This is a genomic window from Xanthomonas hortorum, from assembly GCF_011305375.1.
GTDB lineage: Bacteria > Pseudomonadota > Gammaproteobacteria > Xanthomonadales > Xanthomonadaceae > Xanthomonas > Xanthomonas hortorum_E.
In genome coordinates, this window is the sequence record NZ_VCME01000011.1 from 75,025 (window position 1) to 93,266 (window position 18,242).

At 64.7% G+C, this 18,242-nt stretch carries 17 protein-coding genes; 16 read left to right on the forward strand and 1 reads right to left on the reverse strand.

What is annotated here, in order from left to right; translation table 11 throughout:
* The 11 genes from FFY45_RS11750 to bamA all read left to right on the forward strand — a co-directional run bounded on the left by FFY45_RS11750 (position 1) and on the right by bamA (position 13,264).
* Positions 1 to 708: a fimbrial biogenesis chaperone gene (locus FFY45_RS11750; RefSeq protein ID WP_176340566.1), complete on the forward strand. Its 708-nt coding sequence runs from the start codon at positions 1 to 3 to the stop codon at positions 706 to 708.
* A gap of 660 nt (positions 709 to 1,368) precedes the next feature.
* Positions 1,369 to 2,208: a 30S ribosomal protein S2 gene (rpsB, locus tag FFY45_RS11755; protein ID WP_023903440.1), complete on the forward strand. Its 840-nt coding sequence runs from the start codon at positions 1,369 to 1,371 to the stop codon at positions 2,206 to 2,208.
* Between the two features lie 143 nt (positions 2,209 to 2,351).
* Complete coding sequence (gene tsf, locus FFY45_RS11760) at positions 2,352 to 3,257, forward strand: translation elongation factor Ts (protein ID WP_439333529.1); 906 nt, start codon at positions 2,352 to 2,354, stop codon at positions 3,255 to 3,257.
* 280 nt (positions 3,258 to 3,537) lie between these two features.
* Entirely contained in the window at positions 3,538 to 5,061 is a 1,524-nt protein-coding gene (locus FFY45_RS11765; RefSeq protein WP_176340567.1) for a sensor domain-containing diguanylate cyclase, read from the forward strand.
* Positions 5,062 to 5,168: 107 nt separating this feature from the next.
* Positions 5,169 to 5,891 carry a UMP kinase gene (gene pyrH, locus FFY45_RS11770; protein WP_176340568.1) on the forward strand — a complete coding sequence of 241 codons (723 nt, stop codon included), beginning with the start codon at positions 5,169 to 5,171 and terminating at the stop codon, positions 5,889 to 5,891.
* A gap of 196 nt (positions 5,892 to 6,087) precedes the next feature.
* Positions 6,088 to 6,645 carry a ribosome recycling factor gene (frr, locus tag FFY45_RS11775; RefSeq protein WP_006452832.1) on the forward strand — a complete coding sequence of 186 codons (558 nt, stop codon included), beginning with the start codon at positions 6,088 to 6,090 and terminating at the stop codon, positions 6,643 to 6,645.
* 17 nt (positions 6,646 to 6,662) lie between these two features.
* Entirely contained in the window at positions 6,663 to 7,424 is a 762-nt protein-coding gene (uppS, locus tag FFY45_RS11780) for a polyprenyl diphosphate synthase (RefSeq protein ID WP_162498262.1), read from the forward strand.
* Positions 7,421 to 8,248 carry a phosphatidate cytidylyltransferase gene (locus FFY45_RS11785; RefSeq protein WP_104549366.1) on the forward strand — a complete coding sequence of 276 codons (828 nt, stop codon included), beginning with the start codon at positions 7,421 to 7,423 and terminating at the stop codon, positions 8,246 to 8,248. The genes uppS and FFY45_RS11785 overlap by 4 nt, the downstream gene beginning before the upstream one ends.
* A gap of 2 nt (positions 8,249 to 8,250) precedes the next feature.
* A complete protein-coding gene (locus FFY45_RS11790; RefSeq protein ID WP_176340569.1) occupies positions 8,251 to 9,441 on the forward strand; it encodes a 1-deoxy-D-xylulose-5-phosphate reductoisomerase in 1,191 nt (396 codons plus the stop codon).
* A 26-nt stretch (positions 9,442 to 9,467) separates the two neighbouring features.
* Positions 9,468 to 10,814, forward strand: coding sequence for an RIP metalloprotease RseP (gene rseP, locus FFY45_RS11795; RefSeq protein WP_176340570.1), 1,347 nt, complete (start codon positions 9,468 to 9,470; stop codon positions 10,812 to 10,814).
* Between the two features lie 83 nt (positions 10,815 to 10,897).
* Positions 10,898 to 13,264, forward strand: a complete 2,367-nt coding sequence (bamA, locus tag FFY45_RS11800) for an outer membrane protein assembly factor BamA (RefSeq protein WP_176340571.1) — start codon at positions 10,898 to 10,900, stop codon at positions 13,262 to 13,264.
* Between the two features lie 79 nt (positions 13,265 to 13,343).
* Here the strand turns inward: bamA and FFY45_RS11805 are convergent, their stop codons facing one another.
* Positions 13,344 to 13,535, reverse strand: a complete 192-nt coding sequence (locus FFY45_RS11805; protein ID WP_074057049.1) for a hypothetical protein — start codon at positions 13,533 to 13,535, stop codon at positions 13,344 to 13,346.
* Between the two features lie 127 nt (positions 13,536 to 13,662).
* Here FFY45_RS11805 and lpxD point away from each other — a divergent pair, with 127 nt between their 5' ends.
* From lpxD to rnhB, 5 genes are read left to right on the forward strand one after another with little or no spacing between them, the layout of a single operon-like run.
* The gene (lpxD, locus tag FFY45_RS11810; RefSeq protein WP_176340572.1) at positions 13,663 to 14,676 is read left to right on the forward strand and encodes a UDP-3-O-(3-hydroxymyristoyl)glucosamine N-acyltransferase; all 1,014 of its coding nucleotides are present in this window, start codon (positions 13,663 to 13,665) and stop codon (positions 14,674 to 14,676) included.
* Positions 14,673 to 15,131 carry a 3-hydroxyacyl-ACP dehydratase FabZ gene (gene fabZ / locus FFY45_RS11815; RefSeq protein ID WP_006452824.1) on the forward strand — a complete coding sequence of 153 codons (459 nt, stop codon included), beginning with the start codon at positions 14,673 to 14,675 and terminating at the stop codon, positions 15,129 to 15,131. The genes lpxD and fabZ overlap by 4 nt, the downstream gene beginning before the upstream one ends.
* A 25-nt stretch (positions 15,132 to 15,156) precedes the next feature.
* Positions 15,157 to 15,948, forward strand: a complete 792-nt coding sequence (gene lpxA, locus FFY45_RS11820) for an acyl-ACP--UDP-N-acetylglucosamine O-acyltransferase (protein WP_074057046.1) — start codon at positions 15,157 to 15,159, stop codon at positions 15,946 to 15,948.
* Positions 15,945 to 17,264, forward strand: coding sequence for a lipid-A-disaccharide synthase (lpxB, locus tag FFY45_RS11825; protein ID WP_217902549.1), 1,320 nt, complete (start codon positions 15,945 to 15,947; stop codon positions 17,262 to 17,264). The genes lpxA and lpxB overlap by 4 nt, the downstream gene beginning before the upstream one ends.
* A complete protein-coding gene (gene rnhB / locus FFY45_RS11830) occupies positions 17,261 to 17,989 on the forward strand; it encodes a ribonuclease HII (protein ID WP_176340573.1) in 729 nt (242 codons plus the stop codon). Before lpxB ends, rnhB begins: the two co-directional genes overlap by 4 nt.
* Positions 17,990 to 18,242: the final 253 nt, after the last annotated feature.

Below are 18,242 nucleotides of genomic sequence, written 5' to 3' on the forward strand. Positions count from 1 at the left end.
ATGACCACGCGACGCTCCCTTCATTGCTGGCTCGCAGTTGCGCTGGCCTGTGTCGCAATCGACGGCGGCGCCATCGCTGCCGAGATCGCCATCGCACCGACCACTGCGCATATCCCGGCCGATAGCGATCAGGCAACGGTCTGGCTCTACAACCAAGCCGCGCTGCCATGGCGCGCCGAAGCCAAGCTCTACCGCTGGCGGCAGGATGGCGAGCGCGAAGTACTTGAACCCGCCACCGGCGCCACGGTCAGCCCGAATCATTTCGAGATCCCGTCGCAAGGGCGCCAGCTGTTGCGGGTGATCCGGCTCGGCCCCAGCCCGGTGCAGACCGAAGACAGCTATCGACTGGTGGTGACCCAACACGCCACCGGCGACGAAACCGAGTTGCTGCGTTATTCCACCCCGGTATTCGCCCTGCCCAGCCAGCCCGCCGCGCCAAATCCGGTGCTGCGGACCACCCTGTCCGGCCACGGCGGCGGACGCGCACTGAGCGTGCACAATGCCGGGCTCAGCCATGCACGGCTGGCCGATCTGGCCTACATCGATGCCGGCGGCACCCGCCGCAGCATCCGCGATGATCTGGCCGGTTACGTGTTGCCAGGCCAAACCCGCCAATGGGCACTGCCGGCTAACCTGCCCACCGGCAGCGGCCGCTTCGTGGCGCGCATCAACAGCGACATCGAGACCACGCTGACGCTTGAGCCATGAATCGGGAATCGGGAATCGGGAATTGGGAATCGGGGCAGCATTAGAGTGGCTGACGAAACCGCTCAGTTGTTTGGATCGAACTGAGCTGATCAGGCCGCACCGCATCTGACCGCCGCGTCGCATTCACTGCTCGCAACCATGCGCACCGACCATCTCGACTGGTCCTTGCCCGCCCACCGTCGCGGGACCTTACGCGGCATGGATGCCGCGTAAGAGCCTACACGGACGTACTTGCGGCGTGTCCCGCGATGGTGGGCGGGCAAGGACCCTGCAGCCAATCAACAGACCAGCCGCTCTGCCCCAACGCATCCACACCTCCAATGAACCTCTCAAGGCGCCCAAGCTGTTGAGCTTCAGCGCAGCTGGACGTCTCCAAGCCGACCAATTGCGCAGACGCGCCCTGCCAGCTATACTCCGCCGGCTGTTTTGCGTCTTTACGCATTGCGTCGTCCACGTCGGACGTCACCGACGAATTCACACCTGCCGCCGCCATCCGTGCCGGGGTGCCCCGCGAGGGGTTCGACACGGAGGCGACAGGGAAGCCCAACCCCGGAATCATGTGCGTTTTGATGCGAGTCCCTCGCAACAGCCCGCACATCCATGTGCGGACTTTTCAACAACAAGCCGCGCACGGCGATTCCGCTTTCAGGAGTTACTCCAATGCCCCAAGTCACCATGCGTCAGATGCTGGAAGCCGGCGTCCATTTCGGTCACCAGACCCGTTATTGGAACCCCAAGATGGCGCCGTACATCTTCGGCGCGCGCGGCAAGATCCACATCATCAACCTCGAGAAGACCGTTCCGCTCTTCAACGACGCGATGAACTTCCTCTCCTCGATCGCGCAGAAGCGCGGCACCATCCTGTTCCTGGGCACCAAGCGCAGCGCGCGCGAGTCCATCAAGGAAGAAGCCGAACGTTGCAACATGCCGTTCATGACCCAGCGCTGGCTGGGCGGCACGCTGACCAACTTCCGCACCGTCAAGCAGTCGGTTGCGCGCCTGAAGGAACTGGAAGCGGCCGAGACCGATGGCACCTTCGAGAAGCTGGTCAAGCACGAAGTGCTGGGCCTGCGTCGCGAGCGCGAGAAGCTGGACGCCTCGCTGGGCGGCATCAAGGAAATGAACCGCCTGCCCGACGCGATCTTCGTGATCGACATCGGCCATGAAGACATCGCCATTAAGGAAGCCAAGAAGCTCGGCATCCCGGTGATCGCCGTGGTCGATACCAACTACGACCCGGCCCTGGTCGACTACGCCATCCCGGGTAACGACGACGCCATCCGCGCCGTGCAGCTGTATGCACGCGCCGCTGCCGACGCCGTGCTGGAAGGCAAGGCTGCTGCCCCGAACTCCGCCTCCGTGCGCGAAGAAGAGTTCTCGGCCGAATCCGCCGACGAAGGCAAGGGCCGTCGCGCCCCGGCCAAGAAGGCCGAGAAGACCGAAAAGAAGGCTGACGCTCCGGCCGATGCCGCAGCTCCGGCTGCTCCTGCTGCCGAGTAATCGGCCTGCAATGCGGCCGCACCATGCTGTGCGGCCGCAGCCCCGACGGGACCATGGCGTCCCGTCGCCCGGGCCACTGAAGACATCTACGGGGGCGGCCAGCACATTGCGCCGTCTCCTCATTGGCGGAACATCTCCGCCGCATGCATTCGTCCAAACGAGGTAATTCCATGGAAATCACTGCTTCCCTGGTCAAGGAACTGCGTGAGCGCACTGGCGCCGGCATGATGGAGTGCAAGAAGGCACTCGTCGAAAACGCTGGCGACATCGACGCCGCTGCCGAATGGCTGCGCAAGTCGGGCCTGGCCAAGGCCGACAAGAAGGCCGACCGTGTTGCCGCCGAAGGCCGCATCGCGACCGCCCAGGCCGGCGGCAAGGCCGTCCTGGTCGAAATCAATTCCGAAACCGACTTTGTCGCCAAGGATGAGAACTTCCTGGCCTTCACCGAGACCGTGGCCACCGCTGCGTTGAACTCGGATGCGGCCGATGCCGAAGCGCTGAAGAGCGTCAAGCTCGACAGCGGCGAGACCATCGAAGAACGCCGCGCTGCGGTCATTGCCAAGGTCGGCGAGAACCTGCAGGTGCGTCGCCTGGTGCGTATCGACAGCGCCAACAACGTCGCGGCCTACGTGCACGGCGGCCGCATCGGCGTGCTGGTCGAGCTGAAGGGTGGCGATATCGAGCTGGCACGCGGCATCGCCATGCACATCGCCGCGATGAACCCGCCGCACGTCAAGGCCTCCGACGTTCCGGCCGAGTTCGTTGCCAAGGAAAAGGAAATCGAACTGGCCAAGATGTCCGAGAAGGACAAGTCCAAGCCGGCCGAGATCCTGGAAAAGATCATCAGCGGCAAGATCAGCAAGATCATCAACGAAGTCACGCTGTACGGTCAGCCGTACGTGCTGAACACCGATCAGACCGTCGAGCAGGCCGTCAAGGCGGCCGGTGCAGAGGTGATCGGCTTCCAGCGCCTGGCCGTTGGCGAAGGCATCGAGAAGGTGGTGGAAGACTACGCCGCCGAAGTGATGAAGCAGGCCGGCCTGGCCTGATCTTCGCCACACGCAAAAAAAGCCGCGGCATGCCGCGGCTTTTTTTTGCCTGAAATCTGATGCGCATTCGCAGTGACTTCTGAAGCTGAAGCGCACGCATACACCGCACCGACAACCGACCTCGACTCTACAGATGTTGTGACGGTGGCCGCTAAATCTGAATGCCGACAAGGCTCTCAGCGTCCAGAACGCGCATATCGCAGCGCAGCGATGGCAAAGCTTGGCGTGCCCCACTCAACGAACGCAGCTGTATGCTTGCGCTCACTGTCGGCGATGAATCATGCAACCAGACCTCCAAGCCGCCCTGCACTACTGCCGCAATCTGCCATCGCCGCCCGGCGTTGCGCTGCGCATCATTGAACTTGCGCAAGACCCCGATGTGGACATGACCGCGACGGCCAATGTCATCGGCATGGACATGGCATTGAGCGCACGCATGCTGCGCGTTGCCAATTCGCCGCTGTACGCCAGCCGCCGCCGCATCGACAACCTCGGCCAGGCGCTGACCATGCTCGGCCTCAACGCCACCTTGAGCCTGGCACTTGGGTTTTCGATGGTGCACGGCGTGCGCAGCACCTTCACCGCGCATCCGCTGCACGATCGTATCTGGCGGCGTGCCGGCTTGTGCGCACTGGCCAGCCGCATCCTCGGGCAGGCCTACGGCATCCGCAAACCCGAAGAATTGATGCTGGCCGGCCTGCTGCAGGACATCGGCAAACTGGCCCTGCTGCAAGGCGCACCCGCGCTGTATGCACCGCTGCTGGAACAGGCACCGGACAACACCGCGTTGCTGGAAGCCGAGCGCGAGCACCTGGGCGCAACCCATGCCGAGGTCGGCGCCTGGCTTGCGCATCAATGGCAGTTGCCGCCGTATCTGCAGAACGCGATCGCGCAAAGCGAACAGGAGCCGGCCAGCCTGGAACCGTTCATGGCCTGTGTCGCGCTGTCCGGGCGACTGGCCGATATCTGGCTGTCGGCCAGCGCAGTCACCGCCACCGAACACGCGCAACAGCAGGCCCAGCAGGTGCTGGAACTGGACGCCGAACGCTTCGAAAAAGTGATCGAGCGCATCGCCGAATCGCTGCCCGAACTGGAAGCCTTGTTCGACATTCGCGTGCCGCAGCCCGAGCACATCCAGATGATCTTCGAGCAGGCCCGCGAGTTGGCGATGCTGCGCAGCCTGCGCGAGTTGCAGGATGTGGCCGAAGCGCGCCGGCATGCCGACGAATCGGAAAACCGCATGCGTCATCTGGCCGAACAGGCCAGCCGCGACGCACTCACCGGTGTGTTCAATCGGCACCAGCTCGGCACTGCGCTCGAGCACGAATTCGAGCTTGCATCACGCCAGAGCTGGCCGCTGTCGATCGCCTTCATCGATCTGGACGAGTTCAAGCGCGTCAACGACTCGCATGGGCATCTGATCGGCGACGAGGTGCTGCGCAATTTTGCGCAGACACTGCAGCGGATGGTGCGCACCAGCGACCTGGTCGCACGCTACGGCGGCGAAGAATTTCTGGTGATCCTGCCCAACACCACAGCCGACGCGGCGTTGATGGTGATCGAGCGCATCCTGGTCGAAACCGCACGCACGCCGATGGCGCAATTGCAGAGCGGCCCGCTGCACATCACCTTCTCCGCAGGGCTGGCCACGCATGGCGGCGGCGGCCGCCAGTTCGAGAGCATCGAGCATTTATTGCAGGCTGCCGACAGCACGCTGTATCGCTCCAAGCATCGCGGCCGCAACCGTGTCACCGCTTACGATGCGACCGATGTGCCAGCCCCGCAGCCGCCGCGCGCGCACTGAGCAACGCATCACGTCACGCCCCGACAAGCGAATTTTTACCACGCCCGGTGACAGGCTTCCGCTAGACTTGCCGGCGTTTGCCGATCCCCCACACCGAGGTTTCCCCCATGTCTGCACTTCCCTATCGCCGCATTCTTCTCAAACTTTCCGGGGAGGCGCTGATGGGAGACGGGGATTACGGCATCGACCCCAAAGTCATCAATCGCCTCGCCCATGAAGTGATCGAAGCGCAGCAGGCCGGCGCGCAGATCGCACTGGTGATCGGCGGCGGCAACATCTTCCGCGGCGCAGGTCTGGCGGCCAGCGGCATGGACCGCGTCACCGGCGACCACATGGGCATGCTGGCCACGGTGATCAACGCACTGGCCATGCAGGACGCGCTGGAAAAGCTCGGCGCCAAGGTGCGCGTGATGAGCGCGATCAAGATCAACGACGTGTGCGAAGACTTCATCCGCCGGCGCGCGATCCGTCATCTGGAAAAGGGCCGCATCGCAATCTTCGCCGCCGGCACCGGCAACCCGTTCTTCACCACCGACTCGGGTGCGGCGCTGCGCGCGATCGAGATCGGTGCCGACCTGCTGCTCAAGGCAACCAAGGTCGACGGCGTCTACGACAAGGACCCGAAGAAGCACGCCGATGCGGTGCGTTACGACACCCTGACCTACGACCAGGTCATCATGCAGGGCCTGGAAGTGATGGACACCGCCGCCTTCGCCCTGGCACGCGACAGCGACCTGCCGCTGCGCATCTTCGGCATGAGCGAGCCCGGCGTGCTGCTGCGCATCCTGCACGGCGAGCAGATCGGCACGCTGGTTCAGGGCCGGAGCTGAGGTTGGGAATCGGGAATCGGGATTGGGGAATCGCAAAAGCGCCGTTCCAGGAACTGCGCTGATACCTGACCGATAGCGCCGCCGGGCTGAAGCGGCGCCGCAAGTGAACCGGCTGCGCAGGACCCTGCCAGCCGGCAAGTCTCAAAACGCAGTCCCGGCTATAATCCCCGGATTCAGCTCCACACGGATTCCGGCGATGCTCAACCAGATCAAACAAGACGCGCTCACGCGCATGACCAAGAGCATCGATGCTCTGCGCCATTCCCTGACCACCGTGCGTACCGGCCGCGCCTCTCCGGCGCTGCTGGACAACATCAAGGTCAAGGCATACGGCACCGACACCCCCTTGAATCAGGTTGCCAGCATCAGCGTCTCCGAAGGCCGCTCGCTGGTCATCAGCCTGTTCGACAAGGGCATGATCAAGGACGTCGAAAAAGCGATCTATGCCTCGGATCTGGGCCTGACCCCGACCGTGGTCGGCACCGTGATCCGTCTGAACCTGCCGCCGCTGACCGAGGAGCGCCGCAAGGAGCTCAGCAAGTCCGTGCATGGCGAAGGCGAAGACAGCAAGGTGGCCATCCGCAACATCCGTCGCGATGCCAACCAGCAGGTCAAGGATCTGCTCAAGGACAAGGCAGTCACCGAAGACGAGGCGCGCAGCGCCGAAGACGACATCCAGAAGCTCACCGACAAGGCCATCAAGGACGTGGATGAGGTCGTCAAGGGCAAGGAACAGGAACTGATGACGGTCTGATCGTGGCATCGCCTGCCATGCATCCAGAACCCTCCGCTGCCGCCGTGCCGCGCCACATTGCCATCATCATGGATGGCAATGGGCGTTGGGCGCAGCGTCGGCGCCGTCCGCGCATGATCGGCCATCGCGCGGGCGCGCGTGCGGTCAATCGCACCATCGACTTCTGCCTGGAAAAAGGCGTCTCGGCGCTGACCCTGTTTGCGTTCTCCAGTGAAAACTGGGGCCGCCCGCAGGAGGAAGTCGATGCCTTGATGAAGTTGTTCCTGCATGCGCTTGATCGCGAGGTCGACGAACTGCAGCGGCGTGGCGTGCAAGTGCGTTTCATCGGCGACCGCAGCCGCTTTGCCGCGCCGTTGCGCGAGCGCATGGCCGGCGCCGAACGCATCACCGCCGCCAACTCGCGGCTGGTGCTGAGCATCGCTGCCAGCTACGGCGGCCGCCAGGACATCGCGCTCGCCGCACGTGCACTGGCCGAAGAAGTGGCTGCCGGCCGTCTGCAGCCGCAGCAGATCGACGAAGCCCTGCTGGCCAGCCGGATCGCACTGGCCGACCTGCCGGCGCCGGATCTGTTCATCCGCACCGGTGGCGACACCCGCATCAGCAATTTCCTGTTGTGGCAGCTGGCCTACACCGAACTGTGGTTCACCGAAACCCTGTGGCCAGAGTTCGATGCCGCGGTGCTGCAGCAGGCACTGGACGACTACGCCGGGCGCGAACGTCGCTTCGGCCTGACCAGCGCCCAGATTGCCGACAAGGCGACAGAGACCTCCTCCGCATGACCAGGACCCGCGTGATTGCCGCGTTGATCATGGCGCCGCTCGCCATCTGCGCGATCGTACTACTGCCGACCCAATGGCTGGCAGCGCTGGCGGCGATCCTGTTCCTGACCGGCCTGTGGGAGTGGCTCAAGCTGTCCGGCATCGACGACAGCCTGCCGCGCACCGTGCTGCTGATGCTCAATCTGCTGCTGATGGTGCTGATGGTGTGGGCGTCGGCCGGCTCCATGGTGCTGTTCCAGATTGCCGCGTTGGTGGGTGTCGCCTGGTGGCTGCTGGCCTTGCTCTGGCTGCGCTTTTTCACCTTTGGCGCAGACCACGGCAACGGCCAGGCGCGTGCGCTCAAGCTGGCCGCCGGCACGCTGGCGGTGCTGCCGGCCTGGGCCGCGCTGGTGCTGCTGCATGCCAATCCGGACAAGGGCAATCTATGGTTACTGACCGCGCTGACCATGGTGTGGGCGGCCGATTCGGGCGCGTATTTCGCCGGCCGCGCGTTCGGCAAGCACAAGCTGGCGCCGCGGGTCAGCCCGAACAAGACCATCGAAGGACTGCTCGGCGGCATGCTTGCCGGCATCGTGGTCGCCTGCGCATTCGGCTGGCTAGCCGGTCTGACCCTGGCGCATGTGCCACAGCTGATGCTGGTCTCTGCCATTGCGGTGCTGGCCTCGGTGCTGGGCGACCTGTTCGAGAGCCTGCTCAAGCGCCACGCCGGCGCCAAGGACTCGGGCGCGGTGATTCCGGGCCACGGCGGCGTACTGGATCGCATCGATGGCGTGCTCGCCGCCCTGCCGGTGTTCGCACTCGGCAAGGAAATTCTCGGATTCTAGGCATGGCTGGCTCTTCTCTCCGTCAGGTCGCCGTGTTCGGCGCCACCGGCTCGATCGGTGCGTCGGCCTTGGATGTGATCGCCCGTCACCCCGAGCGGCTGCGCGCCAGCGTGCTGTCGGCCGGTAACAAGGTCGAGGCATTGCTGGCGCTATGCGCCGCGCATCGGCCCGCGCATGCGGTGATTGCCGACCACTCCCTGTACCCGGTGCTGCGCGATGGCCTGCGTGCGGCAGGCCTGGCCACGCAGGCGCATGCCGGTAGCGAAGCACTGGATGCACTGGCCGGCAGCGATGCCTGCGATACCGTGGTTGCCGCCATCGTGGGCGCCGCCGGCCTGCCTTCGACCCTGGCTGCCGCCCGCGCCGGCAAGCGCCTGCTGCTGGCCAACAAGGAATCGCTGGTGCTGGCCGGCGAGCTGCTGACCCGCACCGCGGCGGCGGCGGGCGCGGAGATCATCCCGATCGACAGCGAGCACAGCGCCATCTTCCAGTGCCTGCGCTCCTGCGACGCCAGCCGTGGCGTGCGTCGGGTGATCCTGACCGCCTCCGGCGGCCCGTTCCGTGGCTGGGAGCGCGCCGCGCTGGGCGCGGTCACCCCGGCGCAAGCGGTCGCACATCCCAAATGGTCGATGGGCCCGAAGATTTCGGTGGATTCGGCGACCCTGATGAATAAAGGCCTGGAGGTTATCGAGGCGCACCATCTGTTCGGCCTGCCTGGCGCGCAGATCGATGTGCTGGTGCACCCGCAAAGCCTGGTGCATTCGCTGGTCGAATTCGTCGACGGCTCCACCCTGGCCCAGCTAGGCCTGCCGGACATGCGCACCACCCTGGCAGTCGGCCTGGCGTGGCCGGAGCGGGTCGAATCGGGCGTTGCCGGGCTGGACCTGCTGACCCAGGGGCGACTGGATTTCGAGGCGCCGGACACGGCCGCATTTCCGTGTCTGCGGCTGGCCTGGGAGGCACTGGAGGCCGGTGGAACCGCGCCAGCGATCCTGAACGCGGCCAACGAAGTGGCTGTTTCAGCCTTTCTTCAGGGCAAAGTGGGTTTCCTAGCGATCCCAGCGTTGGTCGAACACACACTGACAACGCTCCCACGGCACAATGCCGACACCCTCGACACCCTTCTTTCTGCCGATGCCCAAGCACGGCAGATCACTGAACGCGCCCTCGCCCATCATTCCTTTCATGCCTGATCGATCCACGCAGCCGAGTTGCATCCATGGGTGATTTCATCGGTTCGGTCTGGTGGATGATCGTCAGCCTGGGCGTGTTGGTGACGTTTCACGAATTCGGACACTTCTGGGTCGCGCGGCGCTGCGGCGTCAAGGTGCTGCGCTTTTCGGTGGGTTTCGGCAAGCCGTTGTGGATGCGCCGCGACCGCCACGGCACCGAGTTCGCGATCGCCGCGATTCCGTTGGGCGGCTACGTCAAGATGCTCGACGAGCGCGAAGGCGAGGTGCATCCGGCCGAGAAGGATCAGGCCTTCAATCGCAAGACGGTGTGGCAACGCATCGCCATTGTCGCGGCCGGCCCGATCGCCAACCTGTTGCTGTGCATGGCGATGCTGTGGGCGATGTTCGTGGTCGGCAAGCAGGATTATTCGGCCACCGTCGGCCGTGCCGATGGCCTGGCTGCCGAAGCCGGGCTGACGCCTGGCGAGCGCATCGTGCGGATCGACGACCGCAACGTGAGCAGCTGGAGCGATGCGAGCATGCAGCTCACCACCGCAGCGATGGACAGGCGCGATATCCGCGTGTTGACCGCCGCCGAGGGCGCCGGCAACAGCGAGCACACCCTGCGCCTGTCGCAGCTGCCGGCCGGTTTCGACGAGCGCCGCGTGGCCACGCTGGCCGGCATCGGCTGGCAGTTCATGCTGCAACCGCCGGTGGTGGGTCAGGTGGTCGCCGGCTCTGCGGCCGAAGGCCTGCTCAAGCCGGGCGACCGCATTGTCGCCATCGATGGCCAGCCGATCCGCTCGGCCGACGAGATTCCTGCCCAGCTGCAGACGCTGGGCGCGCAGGGCGGGAACGGCATGATCGAGGTCGCACGCGGCGAAGACCGACTGGCGCTGGAAATTGCTCCGCGCAAGTCGCCGCAAGGACAGTGGATGCTGGGCGTGGGCTTTGCCCCCGCACCAGCCCCGGCCTACGACAGCCGCCAGCAATACGGCCTGTTCGCCGCCGTCCCTGCCGCCATCCGCGAAACCGGCAAGATGACCGCCGATTCGCTGGGCATGATGAAGCGCATGCTGACCGGCCAGGCCTCGGTGAAAAACATCTCCGGCCCGGTCACAATTGCGCGCGCCGCCAATGCCTCGGCCGAACGCGGGCTCGACTGGTTCCTGTATTTCCTGGGATTGCTGTCGCTCAGCCTGGCGATCATCAACCTGATGCCCATCCCGATCTTGGACGGTGGGCATCTGCTGTATTACCTTATCGAGTTGATCAAGGGCAGCCCGATCAGCGAACGGGCCATGATTGCCGGGCAATATGTCGGCCTGGCGCTCCTGGCAGGGCTGATGGGACTGGCGTTCTACAACGACATCCTCGGCCTGCTTCCACGATGAAACCGCTCCACCCTTTCCGCCTGTTGTCGTCGTCATACGTCGGCATCCAGCAACACCCGAAATCGACTCCAACCGGATGTGACATGACGCGTCTTCCCACTCGCCGCCTGCTTGCCCTCGCTCTTGCCGCCGGCCTCAGCCTGCCAGCCCTCGCCCTGGCGGCCGAGCCGTTCGTTGCCAGCGACATCCGCGTCGACGGCCTGCAGCGCATTGCCTCTGGCACCGTGTTCACCTATCTGCCGGTGAATCGCGGCGACACCGTGGACGATGGCAAGGTTGCCGACTCGATCCGCGCGCTGTACCGCACTGGCTTCTTCGAAGACGTGCAGCTGGATCGCCAGGGCAACATCCTGGTGATCACGGTCAAGGAGCGCCCGGCGATCAACAAGCTCACCGTGACCGGCAACAAGGACATCAAGTCCGAGGAGCTGCTCAAGGGCCTGGGCGATATCGGCCTGACCGAAGGCGGCACCTTCGACCGGCTGAGCCTGGACCGCGTGACCCAGGAACTGACTCGCCAGTACAATAACCGCGGCAAGTACAACGTCGAGATCACCCCGACGGTGAGCCCGCTGGATCGCAACCGCGTGGACGTGGCCATCGCGATCAAGGAAGGCAAGGCGGCCAAGATCCGCCACGTCAACCTGATCGGCACCGAAAAGTTCGCCAACGAGGACATCCTGGAAAACTGGGAATCCAAGGAGCACAACTGGGCCTCGTGGTATCGCCGCGACGACCAGTACTCCAAGGAAAAGATGTCCGGCGACCTGGAGAAGCTCAACTCCTGGTACCTGGACCGCGGCTACGTGGACTTCAGCATCGACTCCACCCAGGTGGCGATCAGCCCCGACAAGCGCGACATGTTCGTCAGCGCCGGCGTCACCGAGGGCGAGCAGTACAAGATTTCCGAGATCAAGGTCACCGGCGACACCGTGTTGCCGCAGGCCGATATCGAGCGCCTGGTGATTCCCAAGGCCGGCGACATCTTCTCGCGTGCGTTGCTGGAATACACCTCCGATGCGATCATCAACACGCTGAGCAACGTCGGTTACGCGTTCGCCAAGGTCAACCCGATCCCGACGCCGAACCGCGAGGACCGCACCGTTGCGGTGAACCTGCAGGTAGTACCGGGCCCGCGCGTGACCGTGCGCCGCATCCTGTACAAGGGCAACAGCCGCACCTCCGACGAAGTGTTGCGCCGCGAAATGCGCCAGTTCGAAAACACCTGGTACTCGCAGGCGGCGATCGACCGTTCCAAGATCCGTCTGCAGCGCCTGGGCTACTTCGAGAGCGTGGACGTGGAAACGCCAGCCGTGCCGGGCAGCAACGACCAGGTCGATGTGGTCTACAACGTCAAGGAAACCACCTCCGGCAGCTTCGTGTTTGGCCTGGGTTACTCGCAGAGCTTCGGTGTGACCACCTCGGTGCAGTTGTCGCAGAACAACTTCCTGGGCGGCGGTAACCGCGTGGCGGTGGAAGCCTCGCGCAGCACCTTCCAGCAGCGTTACGCGTTCTCCTACACCAACCCGTTCTTTACCGACGACGGCGTGTCTCTGGGCTACAACCTGTCCTGGCGCGCACTCGACTACTCGGACTTCAACACCGCGCAGTTCAACAGCAAGAATGGTTCGGCGCAGGTGGTGTTCGGCGTGCCGATCACCGAGAACGATACCGTCTCGGCAATGGTCGGCATCGACAGCAATCAGATCACCACCTTCCCGGGCACCACGCCGCGGGCAATCATCGATTACATCGATGCGATCGGCACCCGTACCTTCCACGCCTGGCGTACCGAGCTGGGCTGGGCGCGCGATACCCGCAACGACTTCTTCATGCCAACCCGCGGCATGTACCAGCGCGTGGGTCTGGAAACCACCCTGCCCGGCTCCACGGTCGAGTACTACAAGCTCAATTATCAGATCTCCAACTACTGGCCGATCATTCCGGCGATCGTGTTGAACACGCGCTTCGAACTGGGCTATGGCGACAGCTACGGCAACGACAGCACGCGGGTGGTGACCGATGGCAATGGCGTGTCACGCACCATCACCGCCACCGGCCTGCCGTTCTACGAGAACTTCTACGCCGGCGGCACCAACTCGGTGCGCGGCTTCGAAGACAACACCCTGGGCCCGCGTTCGGAAACCATCAACGGCTTCAATCGCGGCCAGCCGCTGGGTGGCTCGTTCAAGACCGTGGGCTCGGTGGAAATGTATTTCCCGAAGCTGTTCGACAGTCCGTCGGCGCGTGTGTCGGCATTCTTCGACTTCGGTAACGTGTATAGCGGCGTGGACAACTTCAAGGCCAATGAACTGCGCGCGTCCACCGGCGTGGCGTTGCTGTGGCGCGCACCGGTCGGCCCCATCTCGATCAGCTACGCGTTTCCGCTGAAGAAGGAAGACAACGACGAGATCGAACGTCTGCAGTTCACCTTCGGCGGCCAGTTCTAAGAGCTGCAGGCAAAACAATGGCGGCCCGAACTTCGGGCCGCCATTGTTTGTTTGACTGCTTCCTGTCTGAAACCCGGACTTAGAAGTAGGTGTTCCAGACGTTGCCCAGGCAGGTGGCGGTGGCGCCCCAATCGGACGAGTCCACGCACTGGATCTGCTGGTCCCAGAAGCCCTGAGCGTTGGCGCGCTGTTCTGTGAAATCGTCGGCCGAGGCACTGGCAACCGCGCCCAGCAGGATCACGCTTCCGAAAATGGAGAGGACAGTTTTCATATGCTTTTCCTGGGTTCGCCGCACAGTTGCGGCCCAGCCAGAGATACGCCCGACTGTTTGGCAAACATTTGGCAACGTTTTTTTTCCGTAAAACCAGCCACTTACTGTTTACGCGAGGTTCACCCTGATGCGCTTGACCGCCAGTGCGATTGCCGAACAATTTGGGTTGACCGTCGTTGGCGACGGCACCACCGAAGTCACCGGTGTCGCCACCCTGGCGCATGCCGGCGCGGGGCAGCTGAGCTTCCTGTCCAACCCACGCTATCGGCCGCAGCTGGCTGACACTCAAGCAGCCATCGTTGTCCTGCGTGCCGACGATGCGCAAGCCGCACGCGGCACCGCGTTGGTCGCCAAGGATCCCTATACCGCGTTCGCCAAGATCGCCGCCTTGTTCGATGTGGCGCCGGTGCGCGAACCGGGCATTCATCCGTTGGCGGTGATCGACCCCACCGCTCAGGTCTCCCCAAGCGCGCATGTCGGCCCGTTCGTCAGCATCGGTGCGCGCAGCCGCGTGGGCGATGGTTGCGTGATCGGCACCGGCAGCATCATCGGCGAAGACTGCGTGGTGGATGCCGGCAGCGAACTGATCGCCCGCGTCACCCTGGTGACCCGCGTGCGGTTGGGCAAGCGGGTGCGCATTCACCCCGGCGCGGTGATCGGCGCCGATGGCTTCGGCCTGGCGATGGATGCCGGCCACTGGATCAAGGTCCCGCAACTGGGCGGCGTGGTGATCGGCGACGACTGCGAGATTGGCGCCAACACCTGCATCGACCGCGGCGCGCTGGAAGACACCGTGCTGGAAGAAGACGTGCGCGTGGATAACCTGGTGCAGATTGCGCACAACTGCCATATCGGTGCGCATAGCGCGATCGCCGGCTGCACCGGCATTGCCGGCAGCGCCAAGATCGGCCGTTACTGTCTGCTCGGCGGGCATGTCGGCGTGGTCGGCCACCTGGAGATCTGCGACAAGGTCGTGATCACCGGCAAATCGGTGGTGCGCAATTCCATCCATGAGCCGGGCGAGTATTCGTCCGGCACCCCTCTCACCGACAATCGCACGTGGCGCAAGAATGCCGCGCGCTTCAAACAACTCGATGTGCTGGCAAGGCGCATTCTGGCTGTGGGCAAGGAGAAAGAATGAGTTACCCCACGTATGAGCTGCCGATCGACGTCAGTCAGATCCAGACGCTGCTCCCGCATCGTTACCCGTTTCTGCTGGTCGACCGGGTCCTCGAACTCGATCTGGAAACCAAGTGGATCGTGGCGCAGAAGAACGTCACCATCAACGAGCCGTTCTTCCAGGGCCACTTCCCGAACCGTCCGGTGATGCCTGGCGTGCTGATCATCGAGGCGCTGGCGCAGGTCGGTGGCGTGATGACCCAACTCGGTTTGGGCCGCGATGCGTTGTCGCAGTTGTTCTACATGGTCAAGGTCGACAACGCCCGCTTCAACAAGCAGGTGATCCCAGGCGATGTGTTGATCATGGAGGTGAAGATGAAGCGCCTGATCCGTAACGTGGGATGCTTCTACGGCGAGGCCAAGGTCGATGGCGAAGTGGTGGCCAGTGCCGAGGTGATGTGCGCCGGCGCCAGGTAATAACCCGCTTTCGGAGTAAGACACGATGCGTGATTCGACACCTTTGATTCATCCCACGGCGGTCATCGATCCCTCGGCAACGCTGGCCGACGACGTCCGCGTCGGCGCGTTTTCGCTGATCGGCGCCGATGTGGAGATCGGCGCGGGCACCGAGGTCGGGCCGCATTGCTCGATCCATGGCCCGACCCGGATCGGCCGCAATAACCGCTTCATCGGCCACGCGGCGATCGGCGGTGAGCCGCAGGACAAGAAATACGCCGGCGAGCGCACCGAACTGGTGATCGGGCACGGCAATGTGATCCGCGAATTCGTCACCATCAATCGCGGCACCGGCGGCGGTGGCGGCATCACCGTGGTCGGCGACGACAACTGGATGCTGGCCTACACGCACGTGGCGCACGACTGCCATGTGGGCAATCACTGCGTGTTTTCCAACAACACCACGCTGGCCGGCCACGTCACCGTCGGCGACTACGTGATCATCAGCGGCTTTGCCGGCGCGCATCAGTTCTGCCGGATCGGCGCGCACGCCTTCCTGGGCATGGGCGCGCTGACCAACGGCGACGTGCCGCCGTTCACCATGGTCGGCAGCGAATCGCTGGGCCGCCCACGCGGCATCAATAGCGAAGGGCTCAAGCGTCGCGGCTTCGATGCCGAGCGCATCACCGCGATCAAGCGCGCCTACCGCACGCTGTACGTCGCCGGCCTGCCGCTGAGCGAGGCCAAACTGCAGCTGGCCGAACAGGCCAAGAGCAGCGAGGACGTGCGCGGGCTGCTCGAGTTCATCGAAGCGGCGGAAAGGCCGTTGTTGCGATGACGGGAATCGGGAATCGGGAGTCGGGAATCGATGCAGGCGCGCACGACGACGCGTCTGTCGTCGGCCACCCGACGGCACTGCCGATTCCCCATTCCCCACTCCCGATTCCCAGCGCGCGCGCGCGCGCTCCACGCATCGCGCTGATCGCCGGCGAAGCCTCCGGCGACATCCTGGGTGCCGGGTTGATCGACCAGTTGCGGCGCCGCTATCCGACTGCCGAGTTCGTCGGCATCGGTGGCGATGCGATGCGCGGCGCTGGCTGCCAGACCTGGTTCGATGCCAGCGAGCTGGCGGTGATGGGCCTGACCGAAGTGCTGCAGCATCTGCCGCGGCTGCTGAAGCTGCGCCGTGCGTTTCGTGAGCGTGTGCTGGCCTGGAAGCCGGATGTGTTCATCGGTATCGACGCGCCCGACTTCAATCTTTCGGTCGAGCGCTGGCTCAAGCAGCGTGGCGTGCGCACCGTGCATTACGTCAGCCCCTCGGTGTGGGCATGGCGCGAGAAGCGTGCGGAAAAGATCGGTGCCAGCGCCGACCTGGTGCTGTGCCTGTTTCCGATGGAGCCGCCGATCTACGCCCGGCACGGCATCGATGCGCGGTTTGTCGGCCACCCGATGGCCGACGATATCGCCTACCAGGCCGATCGCGCGGCCGCGCGCGCCAAGTTGGGCCTGTCTGCCTCCAGCACCGTGCTGGCGGTGTTGCCAGGTAGCCGGCATGGCGAAATCAGCAAGCTCGGCGATACGTTTTTCCAGGCCGCCTGGCTGGTGTCCGAACATCTGCCCAACCTGCACGTGCTGGTACCGGCAGCCAACCCTGGCTGCAAGCAATTGCTGGCCGAACAGCTGTCGCACTCGTCGCTGCCGGTGCTGCGCTCGCACCTGCTTGACGGCCAGGCGCGCACCGCGATGCTGGCTGCCGACGTGGTGTTGCTTGCGTCGGGCACCGCCACGCTGGAGGCGATGCTGGTCAAGCGCCCGATGGTGGTCGGCTACAAGGTCGCCCCGCTCACCTACCGCATCGTCAAGACGCTGGGCCTGCTCAAGGTCAACCGCTATGCGCTGCCCAACATCCTGGCCAACGATGACCTGGCGCCCGAGCTGATGCAGGACGAGTGCACCCCGGAGCGCCTGTGCGTGGCCCTGCTGGACTGGTTCAAGCACCCGGAGAAAGTCGCCGCGCTGCAGCCGCGGTATCTGGCCCTGCACGCAGAGCTACGCCGCGATGCATCGGCGCGCGCGGCCGATGCGGTGGCCGGACTGCTGACGCAGCCGGAATCGAGAATCGGGAATCGGGAATCGGCAGGAGCCGGGCCATGAAGCGGTCAAGCTCTCACGGTGCCATTGTCGTTCCGACGGCGCAGGACGCGCTCTTCCACGATTCCCCAATCCCGATTCCCGATTCGCGCTTGATCGCCGGCGTCGACGAAGCCGGCCGCGGCCCGCTCGCCGGCCCGGTTGCGGTGGCTGCGGTGGTGTTCGACCCGAGCAAGCCGCGCATCAACGGGCTGGATGATTCCAAGCAACTGAGTGCCGAGAGGCGTGAGCAGTTGTACGCGCGCATCGTCGAGCGGGCGCTGGCCTGGTCGGTGGTCTTGATCGACAGCGAAGAGATCGACCGCATCAACATCTATCAGGCGACCATGCTGGGCATGCGGCGCGCGGTGGAAGGGGTGGCGCATGTGGCCGGGTTCGCGCGTATCGACGGCAACCGCGTGCCCAAAGGGCTGCCCTGCCCGGCCGAGGCCTTGATCGGTGGCGATGCGCTCGATCGCGCCATCATGGCCGCCTCGATCGTGGCCAAGGTCACCCGCGACCGTTTGATGCATGAGTTGCACGCGCAGCATCCCGAATACCGCTTCGACCAGCACAAGGGCTACGCCACGCCGGTACATCTGGCCGCGCTGCAGACCCACGGGCCGTGCCCGCAGCATCGCCGCAGCTTTGCACCGGTGCGGCGTGCGCTGTGGATCGAGACCGCCGCACCGTCGAACTGGGACGTGCCCTGCGTGGACCCTGCCGATGGCCTGCTGCTGGCCGACTGACTGACCGCAGTCCAGGGGATCCAGGGGACCTGGCCCGGTATCGGTGCCATCCATCCGCGCGCATGCGGCCCGCTTCGGCCGTGGCTTCGCGCAGCGGACGTTGTACTCGCGTAGCCCCGCACGCCCCCCGATCCGCGCAATCGCCGCCAGCGCGCTCCACGCAGCTAGCCGAACCCTGAATCGGCTGCACCGGCCAGCCCCCGTGGCGTCTGGCCGCAGCCCCGTACCGGTGCTGTCAAGCCTTGTTCGGCCC